This window comes from Azospirillum isscasi (assembly GCF_030849505.1).
GTDB lineage: Bacteria > Pseudomonadota > Alphaproteobacteria > Azospirillales > Azospirillaceae > Azospirillum > Azospirillum isscasi.
In genome coordinates, this window is sequence record NZ_JAUJFI010000003.1 from 1 (window position 1) to 20724 (window position 20724).

The window sequence follows — 20724 nt, forward strand, 5'->3', positions numbered from 1 at the left end:
TCCGCTGCGCCCGTTCGCGCACCCAGGGATTGTCGGTTTCCGGGAAGTCCGGGGCGACGACCAGCTTCACCTTGTCGAGGAAGGGCAGGAAACGGTCGCGTTCCTCCAGGAAGAACAAAGGCTTGTCCGCGCCGGTGAAGGTCTGCTTGGCCTCGACGATCACGAACTGGTCGACCGTGTCGTACAATTCCCGGAAGCGCAGCTCCAGAAGGTCGAGTTCGTTGTGGAAGGTGAAGCAGTCGTAGATCTTCGGCTGCCGCGTCGGCGTGACCGCCGGCCAGCGCGACCCCGGCGCCGCCGTGGTCTGGACGGAATCAGCCAGGGCCAGCACATAGTCGCGTTGCACGCCGGTGGTCCATTGGGTGATCTGGGACCGCAGGAACGTCTCGTCCCGCCGCGCCGCCAGCTTGCGGACCATGGACGCGAAGGGCGCCTTGCGCCCGGACAGCGCGAGGCCGGTCATCAGGTCCGTGTATTCGCGCTTGTCCAGAAGCGGGCCGTCCATGACCTCGATCCGCTCCTCCAGCGCGCGGTCGTCCAGCACCTTGCCGAAGTTGAACAGGCCGTGGAAGCCGAAGGCCGGTCCCGCCACCGGCGTCCGTTCGAAGGCGAAACGGTCGGCCACGGCCTCGGGGGCGAAGCGGATGCCGGCCTTCTCCAGCGCCGGGCGCTCGGTCCGGCAGATGACGTGGTCTTCGGGGATGCCGGCCTCGAAGCGCAGATCGCGCACCCGGTCGAGCAGGGCGGCGGAGCGCAGGGAGAAGCCGCCGTTCCCCACCGTCATGCCGTCCTCGTACCAGCCCCAGCGGGCGCCGATGTAGTCGAAGGCGCGGAACTCCTCCGTCCAGGCCCGCGGGTCGGCGACGAAGCCGTCCCACTGCGCGATCAGGACGTGGCGCGTCGTCACCAGCCGGCGCAGGCGGACGTTGATCGTGTCCGAATAGTCGTCGAGGCTGTCGATCGGGGCGATCCGGTGGAAATCGACGCCGGGGATCCGCGGGTCGCTGTCGGAGAGCAGCAGGACGCCGGAAAAGCGGCAGGCGGCGATGCTGTCCCGGATGGCCATCTCGACCAGGGCATGGTTCGCCGTATCGGCGAACACCAGCGTGCAATCCTCGATCCTGACCATGCCGTTCCCCGTTCAGCCCGCCGGGTTCCGGCGCCGGCGGGCGCGGATCGTAGCACAGCGGTTGTGGGGCTGCCACGGGCGGGCGCCGGCCCTCGGGGTCATCGCATCTGGTCTTCATAACCCTCTCCCCTCTGGGGAGAGGGGACTTCAGATGCGACTGCCCTGGCCGGTCATCCTTGACGGCTGGGGGCCGGTCCCTTAGCTTGCGAAGTGTTCCCTGGGGGGCCTCGCTAGGAGGCTGAGACTCCGCCCGTCCGGCGCTTTCATCCGGGCAACGCGGTGACCCATCGAACCTGATCCGGGTCATACCGGCGTAGGGACGGGACAAAGGGCGCCGCCGCACCCCCATTCCATCCAGACCCCTTTGACCCGGCAAACGGTTTGTTTGCGCTGCAAAAGGTGTGTCCGGACGTGACCGAAGCCCGACTTGTCGAAGACCTGCTGGCCTTCATCGCCGCCGGGGAGGCGGACGAGGAGGCGTTCAACCGCATGGCGCTGGCGGTCTTCGCCCACCAGTTCGAGACCAACGCCCCCTACCGCCGTTTCGCCACCCAGCGGGCGCGCACCCTGCGCACGGTGAAGAGCTGGCGCGACGTGCCCGCCGTGCCGATCAGCGCCTTCAAGGACCTGACGCTGAGCGGACGCCCGCCGGAGGAGTGCCCGCACGTCTTCATGACCAGCGGCACCACCAAAGGCGTGCGGGGCAAGAGCCACCACCCCACGCTGGCGGTCTACGACCGCTCCATGACCGTCAATTTCCGCCGCCGCTTCATGGGAGACTTCGAACGGCTGCGCATGGGCATCCTGTTTCCGACCGAGCAGGCGATGCCCAACTCGTCCCTCGCCCATTATCTGGCGCTGGCGCGGAGCGAGTTCGGGACGGCGGACAGCCGGTATTTCGTCTCCGACGCCGGACTGGACGTGGACGGGGCCGTCGAGGAGCTGTCCCGCGCCGAGGCGACCGGTGAACCCTATGCCCTGCTGGGGGCGAGCTTCAGCGTCGTGCATCTGATGGACGCGCTGGCGGAGCGGGGGCGGCGCTTCGCCCTGCCGGCGGGCAGCCGCATCCTCGACACCGGCGGTTTCAAGGGCCAGTCGCGGGAGATGGCGGCGGAGGAGTTCTACGGACGCCTGTCCGCGGCCTTCGGCGTGCCGCGCCGCCTGTGCATCAACATGTACGGCATGACGGAGCTGAGCACCCAGTTCTACGACGACGGCAACGAGGCCTGCCCGTCCGTGAAGTCCGGCCCGCACTGGATCCGCAGCCGGGTCATCAACCCGCTGACCGGGCAGGAGGTGCCGCGCGGCAGCACCGGCGTGCTGGTCCATCACGATCTGGCCCATTTCAACTGCGCCTCCGCCATCCTGACCGAGGACGCGGGGGTGGAGGTGGAGGGCGGCTTCCAGCTTCTGGGCCGGGCGGACGGGGCGGACGCCAAGGGCTGCTCCATGGCGGTCGAGGACTTCCTCAAAGCGGCGCGGGCCCCGTGACGATGGGCTTGATGGAGCGGGCCGGGCATTTGCCGGGGCTGTCCGCCGACGCGGTGGACTGGCGGACGCTGACCTTCCGGCGCGGCGCCGAGACGCTCGACGTGGCGGTCCCGGTGCTGACCGAGGCACAGATCGCTGAAGTCGCAACGCGCGTGCGGACCAACGCGCGGGCCTGTCTGAAAAACCGGACCGTCGCGGAGATCGCCGCCGTCATCGACCGCGCCGTCGCCCGGCTGCTCGACCGCAACGGCCCGTGGCGGCAAAAGGCGGAACGGCTGCTGCCGCTGGTCACCGGCTACGACGCGGAGATGGTCCGGCTGGGGCTGACCGGCTATCTGAAGACCTTCCGCGGGCCGGAGTTGCGGAAATTCCTCGCGGAGGATTTCGCCAACCCGGCGGTGCTGGACGATTTCCAGCCGATGCCCAAGGGTGGCTTCGCCCGCGCCTTCGGGCCGGAACTGCTGCTGCATGTCTGGGCGGGCAACGTGCCGGGCCTGCCGCTGTGGAGCCTGATTTCCGGTCTGCTGGTGAAGGCCGGCACGGTCGGCAAGCTGCCGAGCGCCGAGCCGCTGTTCGCCGGCTGGTTCGCGCAAATCCTGGCGGAGATCGACCCGGAACTGGCCGGCTGCATCGCCATCGTCTGGTGGAGGGGTGGCGACGAGACCACGGAGCGGGCGTGGCTGGCCCGCGCCGACACGGTGGTCGCCTATGGCGGCAACGACGCGCTGGAGGCCATCCGGGCGCGGGTGCCGGTCACCGCGCGCTTCCTGCCCTATGGGCACAAGATCAGCTTCGCCATGGTCGCCCGCTCCGCGCTCGACGCCGCGAAGGCCGGGGCGGTGGCGCGGCAGGCGGCCTACGACGTGGCGCGCTACGACCAGCAGGGCTGCTATTCCCCACAGACCGTCTTCGTGGAGCGCGGCGGGCGGGTGTCGCCGCGGGAGTTCGCGGGCTATCTGGCGCACGAACTGGACGCCATCGGCAGCAAGTTTCCCCGCCGCTCCCTGTCCATGGCCGAGGCGGGCAGTGTCGCGTCCTGGCGCAACGCGGAGGAGACGAAGGGCTTTGCCGACCCCAGCCGCGCCCTGCTGGGCGATCCCGCCGGAAGCTGGGCGGTCGCCTATACGGATGCGGCGGACGGCCTCTTGCCCTGCGGGCTGAACCGTACGGTGACGGTGGTGGCGGTGGACCGGCTGGCCGACGCGGTGCCGGGATTGGCGCCGTACCGCGCCTTCCTCCAGACCGTGGGCATCGCCGCGGCGCCGGAGGAGCTGTTCGCGCTCGCCGGGGCGCTGGGGGCCGTGGGGGTGACGCGCCTCTGCGCGCTGGGCCGGATGACCGCGCCGGAGGCGGGCTGGCACCATGACGGGCGGTTCAACCTGCTGGACCTCGTGACGATGACCGAGATCGAAGGCTCGGCGGAGCGGGCGGCGGATGCCTTCGCCCCCTACACGGATTGAGGCGCCGGCCATGAGCTTCGTCACCATCGAACAGGCCGGCTACGGCGTCCCGCGCGGCGGCACCATCCTGGACCGCATCGACTGGAGCATCGGCGAAGGGGAGTTCCACGCGCTGGTCGGGCGCAGCGGCTGCGGCAAGACGACCCTGCTGAAGCTGGTCGCCGGGCTGCTGCCCCCGGCCACCGGAATCGTCCGCATCCAGGGGGAGCCGGTGCGCGGGCCGGGCGCCCAGGTCGGCTTCGTCTTCCAGGCGCCGACGCTGCTGGAATGGCGGACGGTGCTCGACAACCTGCTGCTTCCGGTGTCGCTGAAACGCCGCCCGCAGCCGGCGGACCGCCGCAAGGCGGAGGAGCTTCTGGACCTCGTGGGGTTGTCGGGTCTTGCCGGGCGCTATCCCGGCGAATTGTCCGGCGGGCAGCAGAGCCGCGTCGCGCTGGCCCGCGCGCTGGTCACCGAGCCGCCGCTGCTCCTGCTCGACGAACCCTTCGCCGCGCTCGACGCCATCACGCGGGAGGAGTTGCAGGACGACCTGCTGCGGCTCTGCGCCCGGCACCGCACCACCGTGCTGTTCGTCACCCACGACATCGCGGAGGCGGTCTATCTGGCCGACCGGGTGGCGGTGATGGAGGGCGGTCGGCTGAGCCACGCCCTGCCGGTGCCGCTGGCCCGCCCGCGCGGGCGCGACGTCCGCTACAGCCCCCGTTTCAACGCCCTGTGCCTGGAGCTTCGCCGCGCCATGGACGGCAAGGCGGAGAGCGTGGCGCTGGAGCGCGCGTCGTGATAATCCGCCTCGCCTCCGCCCTTCTGTTCGTCCTGCTGCTGGCGGGGTGGGAGGTCTATTGCCGCGCGGCGGGGGTGTCGGCGCTGGTCGTGCCGCTGCCGTCCGCGGTGCTGCGCACGCTGTGGGACGGGCTGGCCGGGGGCTACCTGCTGCCGCATCTCTGGGTCACCACGGTGGAGATGGCGATGGGCCTCGCCGCCGGCTGCACGGTCGGCTTCCTCGCCGGGGTCCTGCTGGCCGAGGTGCCGGTGCTGCGCCGCCTGTTCTACCCCTACATCGTCGCCAGCCAGGTGGTGCCGAAGCTGGCGCTGGGGCCGCTGTTCATCGTCTGGTTCGGCTTCGGCATGACCTCCACCGTCGTCATCACGGCGCTGATCTGCTTCTTCCCGCTGCTGGAAAACACCATGACCGGCCTTCAGCAGGTCGATCCCAACAAGCGGGAGCTGTTCCGGATGCTGCGGGCGACGCGCCTGCAAACCCTGCTGCGGCTGAAGATCCCCTCCGGCCTGCCGGTGATCCTGGCGGGGCTGCGCGTCGCCGTGGTGCTGGCGCTGGTCGGCGCCGTCGTCGGCGAGTTCATCGGGGGCCGGCAGGGGCTGGGCGCCTCGATCATCGCGGCGCAGGGGATGATGGATTCGACCATGATGTTCGCCCTGTTCATCGTCATAACGCTGCTGGGCATGATCGTCTATCAGGCCGCCGCCGGGCTGGAACGCTGGCTGCTGCGCCGTCCGTGGAAAGGATAATCACACGATGTTCGGGTTTCTGCGCACTTTGGGTGCCGTCGCCGTTTCCGCCCTCCTGCTGTCCTCCCCCGCGCTGGCGCTCGACAAGGTGACCGTCGCCGGCTGGAGCCAGCCGATCAGCGAAATCACCAACCTGCTGGCGGAGCCGGACAAGGGCTTCTTCAAGGCCAGGGGGATCGATCTCGGCTATGTGCCGGGGACCGGCGGCGGCTCGGCCATCCAGAACATGCTGACCGGTCAGGCCGACGTGGCCTTCACCGATCCGGCCTCCTTCTACCTGGCTCTCGACAAGGGCGAGAAGCTGATCGCCATCTACAACATCTATCCGCAGAACGTCTTCAACGTGGTGTCGCCGAAGGAGCGCAACATCACGAAGCCGGAGGATCTGAAGGGCAAGCGCATCGGCGTCTACAGCCTGTCCAGCGGCACCCGCCAGAACCTCCAGGTGCTTCTGCATCAGGTGGGGCTGAGCGAGAAGGACGTGACCATCGAGGTGACCGGCCTGCTGAACTTCGCCCCCGTCATCCAGGGCCAGGTGGACGCCACCGCGGCGACCGACACCGGCCTGCATGTCGGGCTCCAGAAGGGGCTGAAGGACGTCAACGTCATCGAGGTCAAGGACACGCTGAATTTGCCCTCGGACATCTTCGTGGTGACGGAGGAGACCTACCGCACGAAGAAGGACGTTCTGAAGCGCTTCCTCACCGCCTACCGCGACAGCGCCGCCTGGATGATCGCCGAGCCGGAGGAGGCCGCCCGTCTCGCCGTGACCCGCGCCATCAACGGGCGCGACGAGGCGACCAACCTCGCCATCATCAAGCTGCGCAACGCCTCCAGCGTGTCGGAGACGACCAGGGCCAAGGGCCTCGGCCACTTCGATCCGGAGCTGATGCAGAAGGGGGCGGACACCTTCAAACAGCTCGGCCTGATCGCAAAGGACCTCGACATGGGCACGCTGGTCCGGTCCGACCTGATCCCCGAATAAGGCGAACCAAGCCATGGATTTCCGCGACAGGACCGTCCTCGTCACCGGCGCCAGCCGCGGCATCGGCGCCGCCATCGCCAAAGCCTTCGCGGCGGAGGGGGCGGCGGTCGCCGTCAATTACCTGCAAAACGCGGAGGCCGCGGAGGCGGTGGCGGCGGCCTGCCGGGATCTGGGCCGGGAAGCCGGAGGCGACGCCTGGGCGGTGCAGGCCGACGTGACCGACGCCGGCGCCGTGAACCGCATGGTGGAGCGGACCGCGGAGGAGTTCGGCAAGATCGACGTGGTGGTGAACAACGCCTTCCGCCCCTACGCCTTCGATCCGGAGAAGCGCAAGCTGTTCTGGGACACCGACTGGGCGGACTACCGGGGGCAGGTGGATGGGGCGCTGCTCGGCACCTACAATGTCTGCCGGGCGGTGCTGCCGGTGATGCGGCGGCGGCCCGGCGGCAGCATCGTGAACATGGCGACCGACCTCGTGGCCCGGCCCACCGTGCCCTATCACGACTACACCACGGCCAAGGCCGCGCTGGTCGGCTTCAGCCGCAATCTGGCGGCGGAGTTGGGGCCGCTGGGCATCCGCGTCAATTGCGTGGCGCCGGGGCTGGTCTGCCCCACCGACGCCAGCCGGGCGACGAAGGAGGACGTGAAGGACGCCATCGTCGCCCAGACCCCGCTGCGCCGCATCGCCACGCCGGAGGACGTGACCGGCCCGGTGCTGTTCCTGGCGTCGGGCTGGAGCCGGTTCATGACCGGGCAGGTGCTGTATGTGGACGGGGGGCTGGTGATGGGGTGAGTGCGGGCGCCGTCGCCCCCACCCGACCCTCCCCCGCCCAGCGGGGAGGGTCGGGTGGGGGAACCTGTGTTGGCGCCCCCCTACTCCAACGCGATCTCCCCCTTGATCTCATGCTCCAGCCCGATGCCTTCGATGGTCAGCACCATGCGGGCCTGGAGCCTCTCGTTGCCCTTCAGCGTTCCGGCCTCCAGCGCTTCGGTCACGGCGTGCTCGATCTCGCGCTGCGAGGTGACGCCGACGACCTTCAGGTATTTGCGGATGCCCATGTTGAAGGTGTCGTGGTCCATGATGCTCCTCCCTCTCTGATCGCTCCCGAGGAGAACCGTTGCGGCAGCGCTTTGTCCCGTCCCGTCAGTCGTCCTCGTACAGTCCGCGGGCGGCGTCGCGGTGGCAGGCTTCGCAGTTGGCCTTGGACATCACGTCCTTGCGCAGCCAGACCTCCGGGCGGAAGCGGTGCTCGCGCAGCCACCAGCGCTGCTCGGTGATGCGCAGAAGCGTGGGGTCGCCGCGTCCGGCGGCGTTGCCGGTCAGATAGGCGCGGATCTCCGCCGCCGGGCCGGGCGGCAGGCTGGCCTTCTCGCCGAAATGGTCGTCCAGCCCGTCCATGATCCGGGTCCAGCTTCCCGCCGGCAGCAGGCCGGGCTGGAAGGCCATGTGGCATTCGCCGCATTCCTTGCGGGTGGCGTCGTTGGTCACGGGCCGGACGCGCTCGAACTCGTTGGCGGAAGCGGCGACGCCGGACAGCAGCAGAAGGGCGGCCGCGGCGGCAAGACGGCGGGGCATGGCGGGGCTCCTCACTGGCCGGAGAGGTAGGTGATGAAGTCGCCCTTCTCCTGCGCCGTGCAGGCGCGGCCCAGGACGGCGGGGCAATCGCGGTCGAAGCGCTTTTCCACCTCCACGGGGTCGGTGAAGCGCTTGGGGTTGGCGGAGACGGCCATCGGCTCGATCCCGCGCCCGGTCCGCTGGTGGCGGCCCTGGGCGGTGGGGTCGGGGGTGTGGCAGGCGGCGCAGGCATTGGTCTCCGGCTTGCCCCCGCCGTGCGGGCCGAGATAGAGGGCGCGCCCGCGCTCGGCGGAGAAGCCGGCGAAGGCGGGCGATTGCGCCTTCGCCTGGGCGGCGTAGCCGTCGAGCAGGGCGGTGCGCGCCGGGTTCGGGGCGGCGGCGATGGCGGCCCCCGCGGCGAAGACGGCCAGCGTCGGCAGGATGAAACGGATCGTGTGGGGCGTCATGGGGCGATGACCTCCTGGCGGGGGGTGGGACGGGCGCGCCAACCGGCGGCCTTCTTCAGGCCGAGCAGCGCTGCGACCAGGGCGACATGGGCCAGCACGACGGGCAGGGAGACCTCGCCCAACGCCTCGTGCAGCTTTTCCATGGGAACGACGAAATCGGCGACCGCTCCGCTGAGCGCGGCGGCGCCCACCACGGCCAGCAGCGCCAGCGCCATCCAGGCGAGCAGCGGGCTGCGCTGCCCCCAGGCCCGGGCGTCGCCCATGGCGGCGCGGCGCAGCCAGTCCCGCGTGGCGGCCATGGCGGGGCGGGGCAGGCGCAGCGGTCCCACCGGCATCAGGACCCCGGCCAGAAGCCGCACCGCCAGCGCGGCCAGCGCCGTGTAGCCGGCGAACTGGTGCATGGCGTAGGTGTCCTCGTCCCCCGTCAGGTAGGCGACGATGAAGGCGCCCGACAGCGCGGCGTGGAAGGCGAACAGGAACAGCAGCCGCCCCGGCGTGCGGCGCGCCACGGGGGGACGGGTGTCAGTCGATCCCATGATCGCCTCCCGCGACGGCGGCGGTCAGCGTCCAGGCCGTGCGGGCGATGCCGTCCCCGCCGGCAAGGGCCTGGAAGGTGAAGGCCGCCACGGCGATCACGAGCGTCGCGGCGGCGGTATGGGTCAGCATCCTGCGGATCATCGGCGGTCTCCTTGGCGGCGATCGTGTTGCCGCGGAGACTGCGCCGCCCACGCTGAACGGAGCCTGAGCGGTCCATTCAGGTGCCGTTCAGGCGGCTTTGTGCTAACTGGACCCGTCCGCCCGTCCGCCGGTTCCGACCATGAACGCCGCCCGCACCATCCTGCTGTCCTTGCTCCTCCTCACCGCCGCCCTGCCGGCGGGTGCGGACGACGACCGTGACCACGAGCGGGCGCGGGAGGCGTTGCGCTCGGGCCGGGCGCTGCCGCTGGAGGCCATCCTGGCCCGCGCGCAGGCCGACTTCCCCGGCGACATCCTGGACGTGGAATTCGAGGACGATGACGGCCAGATCGTCTACGAGGTCAAGACCATCACCGCCGATGGCCGCCTCCTGAAGCTGAAATACGACGCCGCCACCGGCGACCTGCTGCGGGTGCGCGGGCGCAACGGAAAAGCCGAGGGCGGCCATCATGGGAAGAGGTGAGCGCCATGCGCCTGCTCGTCGTCGAGGATGACCCGTCCCTCGCCCGCCAGCTTGCCGAGCGTCTGGAGGGCGAGGGCTACGCCGTGGACCGCGCCGCCGATGGCGAGGAGGGGCAATTCCTGGGCGAGACCGAACCCTACGACGCCATCGTTCTGGACCTGGGGCTGCCGCGGGTGGACGGGCTGACGGTGCTGCGGTCCTGGCGCGCGCAGGGGATCGCCGCGCCGGTCATCATCCTGACCGCCCGCGGGGCCTGGACGGAAAAGGTCCAGGGCATCGACGCCGGGGCCGACGATTATCTGGCGAAGCCCTTCAGCATGGAGGAGCTTCTCGCCCGCATCCGCGCGCTGATCCGCCGCTCCAAGGGCCACGCCTCGGCGGAGATCGCCTGCGGCGGGGTGGTGCTGGACACCCGCTCGGGCCGGGTCACGCTGGACGGGCGCCCGGTGGACCTGACCGGGCACGAGTTCCGCGTGCTCGATTACCTGATGCACCGCAAGGGCCAGCTCGTCTCCCGCACGGAGTTGACGGAGCACATCTACGCGCAGGATTTCGACCGCGATTCCAACACCATCGAGGTCTTCGTGGGCCGCCTGCGCCGCAAGCTGGGCGGCGGCTTGACCGGTGCGACGGCGGGGGCGATGACCGGCGCCTCCCGCTCCACGACGGCGACCTCGTCCTCCGGCGCGTCGCGCCCGATGATGAAGCGCGCGCCGAGCGCCACGGCGAAGACCGCGATGACGCCGGCCAGCGCCAGCAGGATGGGATTGACGGCGCGCCCCGGCTTGGCCCGGCCGGGTGCGGCGGGCTTTGCCGCGGGCGTCTTCTGCGCCGCGGGCATCTTCTGCGATGGCTTGCGTGCCGCTGCCTTCTGGGGCTTGCGCGGCGGTTTTCTGGCCATGGAATGGAATCTCGAACCCTGTGTTCCGGTTTGCGCGCAGGGTGGCACCCCCGCCCCGTCCCTGCAACAGCGGAGCGGGGTGGAGCCACCCGCCGGCTGCGACTATGCTGTGACCCGCCATGCTCCGCACCATCGCCATCCTTCTTGTCTTCGCCGCCGCTCAGGCCCTCGCCGCGCCGGCCCTCGCCGCCGAGGTCCGCTGCCCGCCCAGCCTGACCGTGCAGGCCCAGCCCGAGGCGCCCGGCGGCTGGTCGCCCTACCCGGCGAAGGACCAGCACGCCTTCGCGGGCGTCTCCCTGGTGGAGGGCGAGCGCACCGAGCAAATGATCTCCCCCGCCCCGGCGGCGCTGGAGCCGGACCGCAGCCTTCGCCGCGGGCGCTCGGAAACCCGGCAATGGGACTTCCCCGCCGCGCGGCGGAACACCGTCTTCCTGATCTGCCGCTACGCCGGGACCCAGGCCACGCTGGCGATCGACCTGCCGCGCACGGTGCGGCGCTGCCAGATCACCGAGGAGACCGACGCGCGGGGCGTGGTTCCGGAGAAGCCCGCGGCGGCGCCGCAGTTCCTCTGCCGGTGACGGTCCGCCGATTCGGGGCTCTGACGGGCTGGAAATCCACCGCTCCAGCGGCTAGGGTACCCGCCTTGGAACAAGGCCGGAACGGTATTCCGGGAGACGACAGGCCGGAAACGACAGGCCGGAAGGATGCTGGGGCGCCCCATGCTGCTGCTCATCGATAACTACGACAGCTTCACCTACAACCTCGTCCATTACCTGGGCGAACTGGGCGCCGAACCGGACGTCCGCCGCAACGACAGCCTGACGGTGGAGGAGGCCATGGCGCTCCGCCCCGAGGGCATCGTTCTGTCGCCCGGCCCCTGCGATCCGGACAAGGCGGGCATCTGCCTGCCCCTGATCGACGCCGCCGCGAAGGCCGGCGTGCCGCTGATGGGCGTGTGCCTGGGCCATCAGGCCATCGGGCAGGCGTTCGGCGGCACGGTGCTGCGCGCGCCGGTGCCGATGCACGGCAAGGTGGACCGCATGTTCCACGAGGGGCGCGGCGTGCTGAAGGGCCTGCCCTCCCCCTTCCGGGCCACCCGCTACCATTCGCTGATCGTCGAGCGCGCCAGCCTGCCCGCCTGCCTGGAGGTGACGGGGGAGACGGAGGACGGCCTGATCATGGCGCTGTCCCACCGCGAGCTGCCGATCCACGGCGTGCAGTTCCACCCGGAAAGCATCGAGAGCGAGCACGGCCACAGGATCCTGGAGAATTTCCTGAACACCACCCGCCGGCTGGAGACCGCCGCATGAGCACGCCGTCCGCGCCGCACGGCGACCTGACCGACATGAAGGCCATCCTCGCCAGGGTCGCCGCCGGCAACGCCCTGACCGAGGCGGAAGCCTCGCTGGCCTTCGACATCATCATGTCGGGCAACGCCACACCGTCGCAGATGGGCGGGTTCCTGATGGCGCTGCGCGTCCGCGGCGAGACGGTGGACGAGATCACCGGGGCCGCCCGCGTCATGCGCGCCAAGGCCATCCCGGTGGAGGCGCCGGACGGCACCATCGACACCTGCGGCACCGGCGGCGACGGGTCGGGCACCTACAACATCTCCACCGCGGCGGCCATCGTCATCGCCGCCTGCGGCGTGCCGGTCGCCAAGCACGGCAACCGCGCCATGTCGTCCAAGTCGGGCGCCGCCGACGTGCTGGGGGCGCTGGGCGTCAACCTGGATTGCGACCTGGGTCTGGTGCGCAAGGCCCTGTGGGACGCGCGCATCGGCTTCCTGATGGCGCCGCGCCACCACCTCGCCATGCGCAACGTCGGCCCGACCCGCGTGGAGCTGGGCACCCGCACCGTCTTCAACCTGCTGGGCCCCCTGTCCAACCCGGCCAGCGCCAAACGCCAGCTTCTCGGCGTCTACGCGAAGCAATGGGTGGAGCCGCTGGCCCATGTGCTGAAGCGGCTGGGCTCGGAAGCCGCCTGGATCGTCCACGGCTCCGACGGGCTGGACGAGATCACCACGACCGGCCCGACCACCGTCGCCCAGTTGAAGGACGGCGAGGTCACCGTGTTCGAGATCGAGCCGGAGCAGGCCGGCATCTTCCGCGCCCGGCCCGAGCATCTGAAGGGCGGCGACGCCCATGTGAACGCGGAGGCCATCCGCGCGCTGTTCGACGGCGCCCAGGGCGCCTATCGCGACATCGTGCTGCTGAACGCCGCCGCCGCCCTGCACGTCGCGGGCAAGGCCGGCGACCTGAAGGAGGGCGTGGAGCAGGCCCGCCACGCCATCGACAGCGGGGCCGCGCGCACCGTGCTCCAGCATCTCGTGTCCATCACCAATTCGTCCGCCACCACCGAACCGGTTGCCGCGCCATGAGCGACGTCCTGACCCGCATCTGCGACGACAAGCGCGCGCTGGTCCAAGCCCGCAAGTCCGCCCGTCCCCTGTCCGCGGTGGAGGATGCCGCCCGCAGCGCCGACCCGGCCCGCGGCTTCATCCGCGCCCTGCGCGGCACGGTGGACCAGGGCCGTTACGGCCTGATCGCCGAGATCAAGAAGGCCAGCCCGTCCAAGGGGCTGATCCGTCCCGACTTCGACCCGCCCGCGCTTGCCCGCGCCTACCGCGAGGGTGGCGCCACCTGCCTGTCGGTGCTGACGGACGAGCCCTATTTCCAGGGCTGCGACGACTATCTGCTGGCCGCCCGCGCCGCGGTGGATCTGCCGGTGCTGCGCAAGGACTTCATGGTCGATCCCTACCAGATCGCCGAATCCCGCGCGCTGGGCGCCGACTGCATCCTCATCATCATGGCGGCGCTGAGCGACGCGCAGGCCGCGGAGATCGAGGACGCCGCCATCGCCTGGCGCCTGGACGTGCTGGTCGAGGTGCACAACCGGGAGGAGCTGGACCGCGCACTGGCGCTGAAGACCCCGCTTCTGGGCGTGAACAACCGGAACCTGAAGACTCTGGCGGTGGACATCGCCACCACGGAGGAGCTGGCCGCCCACGTCCCCGCCGACCGCATGCTGGTCGCCGAAAGCGGACTCTACAGCCCGGCGGACCTGTCGCGCATGGCGGCGGTCGGGGCGCGCTGCTTCCTGGTCGGTGAATCGCTGATGCGGCAGGAGGACGTGACCGCTGCCACCCGCGCCCTGCTCGCCTGACATCCAAGCAAAAAAACACTGGGGAGGAGCGACGCCGTGCCGAACGTGACCATTGCCCCTGAAAGCCCGCTCCAGGACGAGGTGATCCGCCTGATCGAGGAGTTGGACCGCTATCTGGGCGACCTGTACCCGGCGGAGAGCAACCACCTGCTGGATCTGCAATCGCTGGCTCGTCCGGACATCCGGTTCCTGGTCGCGCGGCGGTCGGGCACCGTGGTCGGCTGCGGGGCCATGCGCATCGACGCCGAAGGCGGCTATGGCGAGGTCAAGCGGATGTTCGTCCAGCCGACCGCCCGCGGCGGCCAGATCGGGCGCCGCCTGCTGGAACGCATCGAGGAGGAGGCCCGCGCCGCCGGCCTGTCCCTGCTGCGGCTGGAGACCGGCGTCTATCAGGAGGAAGCCATCGCGCTCTACCGCAAGCAGGGCTTCACCGACCGCGGCCCGTTCGGCCCCTACGGCCCCGACCCGCTGAGCCTCTTCATGGAGAAAGCCCTATGACCGACCGGCCCGGAAGCGGCTTCACCCATTTCGACGCGGAAGGCCGCGCCGTGATGGTGGACGTGTCCGACAAGGCGGACACCGAACGCACGGCGACCGCCCGTGGCTCCGTCCTCATGCAGCCGGAGACGCTGGCGCTGATCATGCAGGGCGGCGTGAAGAAGGGCGACGTCCTGTCGGTGGCCCGGCTGGCCGGCATCATGGGGGCCAAGCGCACGCCGGACCTGATCCCGCTGTGCCACCCGCTGATGCTGACCGCGGTCAAGGTGGACCTGACCTGCGACCCCGGCCGCAACGCCGTGGACATCACCGCCACCTGCAAACTGAAGGGCCAGACCGGGGTGGAGATGGAAGCGCTGACCGCCGTGTCGGTCGCGGCGCTCACCGTCTACGACATGTGCAAGGCGGTGGACCGCGGCATGACCATCACCGACGTCCAACTGGTGCACAAGGCCGGCGGCAAGAGCGGCGAATGGGGAAGCGCCCCCCGATGATCCCGGTCGGTGAAGCCCGCGCCCGCATCCTCGCCGCCTTCACCGCCCTGCCGGCGGAGACGGTGCCGCTGCCCGACGCGCTGGGGCGCGTCCTGGCGGAGCCCGCCGTCGCCCGCCTGAGCCAGCCGCCCTTCGCCGCCGCCGCCATGGACGGTTGGGCCGTCCGCGCCGCCGACATCGCCGGGGCTTCCACGGACACGCCCGTCACCCTGCGCCGCCTTGGCGAGGCCGCCGCCGGCCACGCCTTCGCCGGCACGGTCGGCGCGGGCGAGGCCGTGCGCATCTTCACCGGCGCCCCCCTGCCCGCCGGGGCCGACGCCGTGGTGATGCAGGAGGATTGCGAGGACGCCGGGGACCATGTCCGGGTCGGCCACGCCGTGCCCGCGGGCCGTTTCGTGCGCCCCGCCGGGCTGGATTTCTCCGCCGGGGAAGAGGTTCTGCCCGAAGGGCGCCGGCTGACCGCCCGCGACGTGGCTCTGGCCGCTGGCGCCAACCTGCCCTGGCTGCGCGTCCGTCGCCGCCCGCGGGTGGCCGTGCTCGCCACTGGGGACGAGATCGCCCTGCCCGGCGACCCGCTGGGGCCGAACCAGATCGTCAGCTCCAACGCGCTCGGCCTTTGCGCCTTGGTGACCAGCCAGGGCGGCATCGCCCACAATCTGGGCGTGGCGAAGGACGATCCGGAGGAGCTCGCCGCCATGGCCGCCGGGGCGGCGGGCTGCGACCTGCTGGTGACCACGGGCGGGGCCTCGCAGGGCGAGCACGACCATGTGCGCGACGTGCTGAGCGGGCTGTCGCTGAACTTCTACCGGGTCGCCATGAAGCCCGGTAAGCCGTTGATCTTCGGCACGGCGAACGGTGTGCCGCTGCTCGGCCTGCCCGGCAACCCGGTGTCCACCGGAGTGGCCGCCGTCCTGTTCCTGGTGCCGCTGCTGCGCCATCTCCAGGGCCTGCCCGCCGAGGGCGCGACGGTGACGGCGAGGCTCGGCGCGCCGCTGAAGGCCAACGATGGACGGGCCGACTTCCTGCGCGCCACGCTGGCCCCCGGTGCGGACGGCCTGCCGGTCGCCACCCCCTTCCCGCGCCAGGACAGCGCGATGATGTCCCGGCTGGCCCGCGCCGATGGACTGATCGTCCGCGAACCGCAGGCCGCCGCCGCCGCCGCCGGAGACCGCGTGACGGTGATCCCGCTGAGCGGCGGTGTACTCTCTTTGTAGTTCCCGGCAACTCTGTGATCCCTTTTGGGAGTCCTATTCGCAGATGTGCGAATGATTTCGCCGGCGGGGCTTGACTGGGAATCGGAACCAAACTAGAACATAAAGGAACGTTTTGCTTTTGTTCCATATGTAGTGCGGAACCGGCCGGGAGGCACAAATGCTCACGCGCAAGCAGCACGAACTGCTGCTTTTCATCCACGAGCGGCTCGGACAGGGCGGTGTGTCCCCTTCCTTCGACGAGATGAAGGACGCTCTCAACCTGAAGTCCAAGTCGGGCATCCACCGCCTCATCACGGGGCTGGAGGAGCGCGGCTTCATCCGTCGCCTGCCCCACCGCGCCCGCGCGCTGGAGGTGCTGCGCCTGCCTGAGGGGCTGGAGACCGCCCGCGCCCGTCCGCCGCGCGCCAAGTTCCAGCCGAACGTCATCAAGGGCGATTTCAACTTCGCGGGGCGGGAGGCGAGCCCGGCGTCGGAGACGGTGCAGCTCCCGCTCTATGGCCGCATCGCCGCCGGCACGCCCATCGAGGCGCTGCGCGACAACTCCGCCTATGTGGACATCCCGGCGACCATGCTCGGCACGGGCGACCATTACGCGCTGGAGGTGGCCGGCGATTCCATGGTGGAGGCCGGCATTCTCGACCATGACACGGTCATCATCCAGCGCTGCGACGGCGCGGAGAACGGTTCCATCGTCGTCGCCCTGGTGGACGACGCCGAAGTCACGCTGAAGCGCCTGCGCCGCAAGGGCAACACGGTGGCTCTGGAACCCGCCAACGCCGCCTATGAGACCCGCATCTTCGGCGCCGACCGCGTGCGGGTGCAGGGCCGTCTGGTCGGGCTGGTGCGCAAGTACTGACCGGGCCTGCGCCGGGGCACGGTTCAGCGCGCCCCGGCCTCTGCGCCCGTAACCTTTCCGCCCCCAATCCTTCCGCCCCCAATCCTTCCGCCCGTGGTCCAGGGGCGGTCGCCGCGCTGGCCGCGGACGCTCTCCACCCGGATGCCCGTGTCCGACAGGTAGAGCGCCTGCGCGCCCTCCCGCCGCAGGCGCCAGCGGTCGATGACCAGCGGCGCCCGGCAACCGCGCGACGGGTCGGCGGTCACCACCGCATCGGCCACCGCGCAATCCTCCGGCATGGCGTCGGGCCGGCGTAGCAGGGCTACCGTCTTTCCCTGCGCCCGGTAGAGGCATCCCAGCGCGTCGCAGCGCAGCCGCCCGTCCAGGCTCACCCCGGCGAGCGGCCAGACGTCCTGCCCCGCCCCGTCCTCCGGACGCTCCATCCCGTCGCGCCGCCTCCAGGTGTCGGCCACCCGCCCGTCGCTGGCGGCGGACAGGCTGAGGTTCCCCTCGGCGCTGCGCACGGCCATCAGCCGGCCATCCTCCGACACCAGGACATCGGGCCGCGGCGCGGAGACCGGCCCCAGCAGTCCCCCCGCCACCGCGGCCAGCCCCAGCCAGCGCCAGCGCCCGGTCCAGATCGCCAGCCACAACCCGCCCAGCGTGACCGCCGCAATGGCCGCGTCCGGCATCGCCGGAAAGATCGCGGTGGCTCCGGGAAGCGCCGCCGTCTGCTCCGCCGTCGCGATGACCAGCCGGACGCCCCAGCTCATCGCCACCACCGCCGGCCCCTCCAGCCCGAAGGGCAGAAGCAGGTAGGACAGCAGGCTGAAGGGCATGATCCAGACCGTGGTCACGGGGATCGCCACCATGTTGGACAGCACCCCGTAAAAGGCCACCTGCTGGAAATGATAGAGCCCGTAGGGCGTGGTCGCGGCCGTCGCCACGACGCTGGAAAAGGCAATGCCGCCCAGGGACAGGGCGGCCCTCCCGATCCACCCCCGCTCACGCCGCTGGCGCACGGCCCAGGGGGTCGCCAGTTCGAAGGCGGCGATCAGCGCGACCACCGCCGCGAAGGACATCTGGAAACTTGGCCCCAGCATCCCTTCCGGGTCGTAGAGGATGGTGACGATCCCGGCGAAGGCGACCAGCCGCATGCTGATCGGCGACCGATCGGCGATCACCGCGCCCATGATCAGCCCGGTCATCAGCACCGACCGCAGCGTCGGCAGCGGCGCGCCCACCAGCAGCGTGTAGAGGACGGCGGACAAAATGCCGCACAGCGCCGCGATCTTCTTGATCGGCCAGCGCAGCGCCATCCAGGGGCTGAGCGCCAGAAGCGCCCGCACCACCCAGAAGACGATCCCCGCCGCGATGCCCACATGCAGGCCGGAAATCGACAGGAGATGCGCCAGACCGCTGTCGCGGAAGGCGTCCATCATCGACTCCGGGATGGCGGCCGCCTCGCCGTTCAGCAGGGCGGCGGTGACGCTGGACTCCGCCGGATCGGCGACGGCGGCGCGCACCCGTTCCGCAATGGCGGCCCGGGCCTGCTCGAAGGCCACCGTCACCCGGCGCCAGCCGCCGGGCGGGGGCGCCTCCTGCGCGACGGGAGCGCCCATGACGAAGCCGACCGCGCCGAATCCCTCGAAATAGGCGCGCCGCTGCAGGTCGAAGGCGCCCGGCTCCGCCGGGGAGGCCGGCGGGTGGAGCATGGCGCGCAGCCGGACCACCGTCCCGGCCTCCGGCGGCGCCACCTTGGCCGGCAGATGCAGCCGCACCCGCGCCGGAGTCGCCTCCGGCGCCAGCCGGTCCACCGTCAGTTCGCCGATCATCAGCCGCGCGCCGGTGGGCTGCCGCTCGACCGCCAGCACCCGCCCGGTCAGTTGCACCGGGCCAAGCTCCCGCGTCAGCATGGGCGCCGCCGCGCCGAGGGTGTGAAGCTGCGCCGCGGCGAAGCCCAGCGCGACGCTCAGCAGCCCCAGCAGAAGGACGACCGGCGCGAGATGCCGCCGCGCCAGCCACAAGGGCGGAAGGCAGCCCGCGGCGATTCCCGGCCCCAGCCAGACCGGCGGCTCCGTCGGCAGGCCGAAATAGAGCGCCACCCCCGCCCCGGCGCCCACCGGGAACCACAGCGCCCAGCGCTCCCGCTCCGCGGCCAGAATGTTGCCCAGGGCGGCGGAAAGGCGTGCGGCGACGCCGCGGCGGAGCCGGTCCGCGCCGCCCTCCCCCTCCGCTGCCGCCGCCGCCGCCGCCGCGCCGCCGGCTATGCCCTCTTCGACCCCGTGGGCCATACTGTCGCCTATGCGCGCAAGGCAAATGCCCCCGGCGCCGTTAATGTGTTACACCACCGCACCACTGTAGCAGTGCCGAACCCGGAATTGAGCCACCCATGACCGTCGTCACCCGTTTCGCCCCGTCGCCCACCGGCTTTCTCCACATCGGCGGCGCCCGCACCGCGCTGTTCAACTGGCTGTATGCCCGCCACACCGGCGGGACGTATCTGTTGCGCATCGAGGACACCGACCGCCAGCGCTCGACGGACGCCGCGGTGGACGCCATCCTCGACGGGCTGTCCTGGCTCGGCCTCGACTGGGACGGCGACGCGGTGAGCCAGTTCGGCCGCAAGGACCGCCACGCCGAAGTGGCGCAGCAGATGCTGGCGGCGGGCCGGGCCTATCACTGCTACGCCAGCCCCGAGGAGCTGGAGGAGATGCGCGCCGCGCAGAAGGCGGCGGGCCAGCCGGTCCGCTACGACGGGCGCTGGCGCGACCGCGACCCGTCGGAAGCGCCGGAGGGCGTGAAGCCGGTGATCCGCCTGAAGGCCCCGCAGGAGGGCGAGACGGTTCTGAAGGACCATGTCCAGGGCGAGGTGCGGGTGCAGAACGCCCAGCTCGACGACCTGATCCTGCTGCGCGCCGACGGCACGCCGACCTATCTGCTGGCCGTGGTGGTGGACGACCATGACATGGGCGTGACCCACGTCATCCGCGGCGACGACCACCTGACCAACACCTTCCGCCAGATCCAGATCTACAACGCCATGGGCTGGGACCTGCCGGAATTCGGCCACATCCCGCTGATCCACGGGCCGGACGGCGCCAAGCTGTCGAAGCGCCACGGCGCGCTCGGCGTGGACGCCTACCGCGACATGGGCTACCTGCCGGAGGCGATCCGCAACTATCTGCTGCGGCTCGGCTGGGCGCACGGCGACGACGAGATCATCTCCACCGAGCAGGCCGTGGACTGGTTCAACCTGGAGGGAATCGGGCGCTCCCCCTCGCGCTTCGATTTCGCCAAGCTGGAGAACCTGAACGCCCACTACATGCGGCAGGCCGACGACACCCGTCTGGTCGGTCTGGCCGCCCCGCGGCTGGAGGCCGAGCTTGGCCGCGCCCTCACCGAGTCGGAGCGCGAGCTGCTGACGCGCGCCATGAACGGGCTGAAGCAGCGCGCCCGCACCGTCGTCGATCTGGCGCAGAGCGCCCGTTTCTACGTCGCCGCCCGCCCGCTGCCGATGGATGAGAAGGCCGCGGCCCTGCTGGACGGGAAGGGCCGCGGCGTCCTGACCGACCTCGCCGCCCGGTTCGAGGCGGAGGCCGATTTCACCGCCGCCGCCCTGGAGGCGCTGGTGCGCGCCTTCGCCGAGGAACGGGGGGAGAAACTGGGCAAGATCGCCCAACCGCTGCGCGCGGCGCTCACCGGCTCCACGGTGTCGCCGCCGATCTTCGAGGTGGCCGAACTTCTGGGCCGCGCGGAAACGCTGGCCCGCATGAAGGATGCCGCAACTGCAGCACGGGGATAACTTCCGTGCGTTGATATCCGCCCGGCATAGAACTATGCT

24 protein-coding genes, 1 pseudogene and 1 riboswitch are annotated in these 20724 nt (G+C 70.9%); of the genes and pseudogenes, 17 read left to right on the top strand and 8 right to left on the bottom strand.

Translation table 11 applies throughout. The annotated features are described in order from the left end of the window. Positions 1-1129: DUF5672 family protein (locus QSG27_RS01345; protein WP_306703335.1), on the bottom strand; the 1129-nt coding region annotated here is incomplete at its 3' end. A 208-nt stretch (positions 1130-1337) separates the two neighbouring features. Further along, a riboswitch (TPP riboswitch) is annotated at positions 1338-1467 on the top strand. Between the two features lie 73 nt (positions 1468-1540). Here QSG27_RS01345 and QSG27_RS01350 point away from each other — a divergent pair. From QSG27_RS01350 to QSG27_RS01375, 6 genes are read left to right on the top strand one after another with little or no spacing between them, the layout of a single operon-like run. Beyond that, positions 1541-2620, top strand: coding sequence for a LuxE/PaaK family acyltransferase (locus tag QSG27_RS01350; RefSeq protein WP_306703336.1), 1080 nt, complete (start codon positions 1541-1543; stop codon positions 2618-2620). A gap of 2 nt (positions 2621-2622) precedes the next feature. Beyond that, positions 2623-4080, top strand: a complete 1458-nt coding sequence (locus QSG27_RS01355; RefSeq protein WP_306703455.1) for an acyl-CoA reductase — start codon at positions 2623-2625, stop codon at positions 4078-4080. Positions 4081-4090: 10 nt separating this feature from the next. Continuing rightward, positions 4091-4861, top strand: a complete 771-nt coding sequence (locus QSG27_RS01360) for an ABC transporter ATP-binding protein (RefSeq protein WP_306703337.1) — start codon at positions 4091-4093, stop codon at positions 4859-4861. Continuing rightward, positions 4858-5607: an ABC transporter permease gene (locus tag QSG27_RS01365; protein ID WP_306703338.1), complete on the top strand. Its 750-nt coding sequence runs from the start codon at positions 4858-4860 to the stop codon at positions 5605-5607. The genes QSG27_RS01360 and QSG27_RS01365 overlap by 4 nt, the downstream gene beginning before the upstream one ends. 7 nt (positions 5608-5614) lie before the next feature. After that, complete coding sequence (locus QSG27_RS01370; protein WP_306703339.1) at positions 5615-6592, top strand: ABC transporter substrate-binding protein; 978 nt, start codon at positions 5615-5617, stop codon at positions 6590-6592. 13 nt (positions 6593-6605) lie between these two features. Beyond that, positions 6606-7385, top strand: a complete 780-nt coding sequence (locus QSG27_RS01375) for a 3-oxoacyl-ACP reductase (protein ID WP_306703340.1) — start codon at positions 6606-6608, stop codon at positions 7383-7385. Between the two features lie 80 nt (positions 7386-7465). Here the strand turns inward: QSG27_RS01375 and QSG27_RS01380 are convergent, their stop codons facing one another. From QSG27_RS01380 to QSG27_RS01400, 5 genes are all read right to left on the bottom strand, one after another. Beyond that, positions 7466-7672 (bottom strand): DUF6494 family protein, encoded by a 207-nt coding sequence (locus tag QSG27_RS01380; protein WP_306703341.1) that lies wholly within the window; start codon positions 7670-7672, stop codon positions 7466-7468. Positions 7673-7736: 64 nt separating this feature from the next. Beyond that, positions 7737-8168 carry a diheme cytochrome c gene (locus QSG27_RS01385; RefSeq protein ID WP_306703342.1) on the bottom strand — a complete coding sequence of 144 codons (432 nt, stop codon included), beginning with the start codon at positions 8166-8168 and terminating at the stop codon, positions 7737-7739. Between the two features lie 11 nt (positions 8169-8179). Beyond that, positions 8180-8614, bottom strand: a complete 435-nt coding sequence (locus QSG27_RS01390) for a DUF1924 domain-containing protein (protein WP_306703343.1) — start codon at positions 8612-8614, stop codon at positions 8180-8182. Next, entirely contained in the window at positions 8611-9150 is a 540-nt protein-coding gene (locus QSG27_RS01395) for a hypothetical protein (RefSeq protein ID WP_306703345.1), read from the bottom strand. The genes QSG27_RS01390 and QSG27_RS01395 overlap by 4 nt, the downstream gene beginning before the upstream one ends. Next, positions 9137-9292, bottom strand: a complete 156-nt coding sequence (locus QSG27_RS01400) for a hypothetical protein (RefSeq protein ID WP_306703347.1) — start codon at positions 9290-9292, stop codon at positions 9137-9139. Before QSG27_RS01400 ends, QSG27_RS01395 begins: the two co-directional genes overlap by 14 nt. Positions 9293-9431: 139 nt before the next feature. On the opposite strand from QSG27_RS01400, the gene QSG27_RS01405 reads away from it, so the two are divergent. Further along, a complete protein-coding gene (locus QSG27_RS01405; protein WP_306703348.1) occupies positions 9432-9773 on the top strand; it encodes a PepSY domain-containing protein in 342 nt (113 codons plus the stop codon). A 5-nt stretch (positions 9774-9778) separates the two neighbouring features. Continuing rightward, positions 9779-10411, top strand: a pseudogene (locus tag QSG27_RS01410) (response regulator transcription factor); the annotation flags it as partial. Here QSG27_RS01410 and QSG27_RS01415 read toward each other — a convergent pair. Next, positions 10312-10674 carry a hypothetical protein gene (locus QSG27_RS01415; RefSeq protein ID WP_306703349.1) on the bottom strand — a complete coding sequence of 121 codons (363 nt, stop codon included), beginning with the start codon at positions 10672-10674 and terminating at the stop codon, positions 10312-10314. The pseudogene QSG27_RS01410 and the gene QSG27_RS01415 sit on opposite strands and share 100 nt — an antisense overlap. Positions 10675-10793: 119 nt before the next feature. On the opposite strand from QSG27_RS01415, the gene QSG27_RS01420 reads away from it, so the two are divergent. From QSG27_RS01420 to lexA, 8 genes are all read left to right on the top strand, one after another. Next, entirely contained in the window at positions 10794-11252 is a 459-nt protein-coding gene (locus QSG27_RS01420) for an STY0301 family protein (RefSeq protein ID WP_306703350.1), read from the top strand. Positions 11253-11393: 141 nt separating this feature from the next. Then, complete coding sequence (locus QSG27_RS01425) at positions 11394-11984, top strand: anthranilate synthase component II (protein ID WP_306703351.1); 591 nt, start codon at positions 11394-11396, stop codon at positions 11982-11984. Next, positions 11981-13054, top strand: a complete 1074-nt coding sequence (trpD, locus tag QSG27_RS01430) for an anthranilate phosphoribosyltransferase (protein WP_306703353.1) — start codon at positions 11981-11983, stop codon at positions 13052-13054. The genes QSG27_RS01425 and trpD overlap by 4 nt, the downstream gene beginning before the upstream one ends. Next, a complete protein-coding gene (trpC, locus tag QSG27_RS01435) occupies positions 13051-13839 on the top strand; it encodes an indole-3-glycerol phosphate synthase TrpC (protein ID WP_306703354.1) in 789 nt (262 codons plus the stop codon). Before trpD ends, trpC begins: the two co-directional genes overlap by 4 nt. Positions 13840-13875: 36 nt before the next feature. Then, positions 13876-14337: a GNAT family N-acetyltransferase gene (locus QSG27_RS01440; RefSeq protein ID WP_306703355.1), complete on the top strand. Its 462-nt coding sequence runs from the start codon at positions 13876-13878 to the stop codon at positions 14335-14337. Further along, positions 14334-14831 carry a cyclic pyranopterin monophosphate synthase MoaC gene (moaC, locus tag QSG27_RS01445; RefSeq protein ID WP_306703357.1) on the top strand — a complete coding sequence of 166 codons (498 nt, stop codon included), beginning with the start codon at positions 14334-14336 and terminating at the stop codon, positions 14829-14831. The genes QSG27_RS01440 and moaC overlap by 4 nt, the downstream gene beginning before the upstream one ends. Then, on the top strand, positions 14828-16045 hold the full coding sequence (locus tag QSG27_RS01450) for a molybdopterin molybdotransferase MoeA (protein WP_306703358.1): 1218 nt from the start codon (positions 14828-14830) through the stop codon (positions 16043-16045). Before moaC ends, QSG27_RS01450 begins: the two co-directional genes overlap by 4 nt. A 157-nt stretch (positions 16046-16202) precedes the next feature. Then, entirely contained in the window at positions 16203-16901 is a 699-nt protein-coding gene (gene lexA, locus QSG27_RS01455) for a transcriptional repressor LexA (protein WP_306703359.1), read from the top strand. Positions 16902-16924: 23 nt separating this feature from the next. On the opposite strand, the gene QSG27_RS01460 is transcribed toward lexA, so the two are convergent. After that, on the bottom strand, positions 16925-19174 hold the full coding sequence (locus QSG27_RS01460; protein WP_306703360.1) for a ComEC/Rec2 family competence protein: 2250 nt from the start codon (positions 19172-19174) through the stop codon (positions 16925-16927). Positions 19175-19272: 98 nt separating this feature from the next. Between QSG27_RS01460 and gltX the strand changes: the two genes are divergently transcribed. Then, positions 19273-20685, top strand: a complete 1413-nt coding sequence (gene gltX, locus QSG27_RS01465) for a glutamate--tRNA ligase (RefSeq protein WP_306703361.1) — start codon at positions 19273-19275, stop codon at positions 20683-20685. Positions 20686-20724 lie beyond the last annotated feature (39 nt).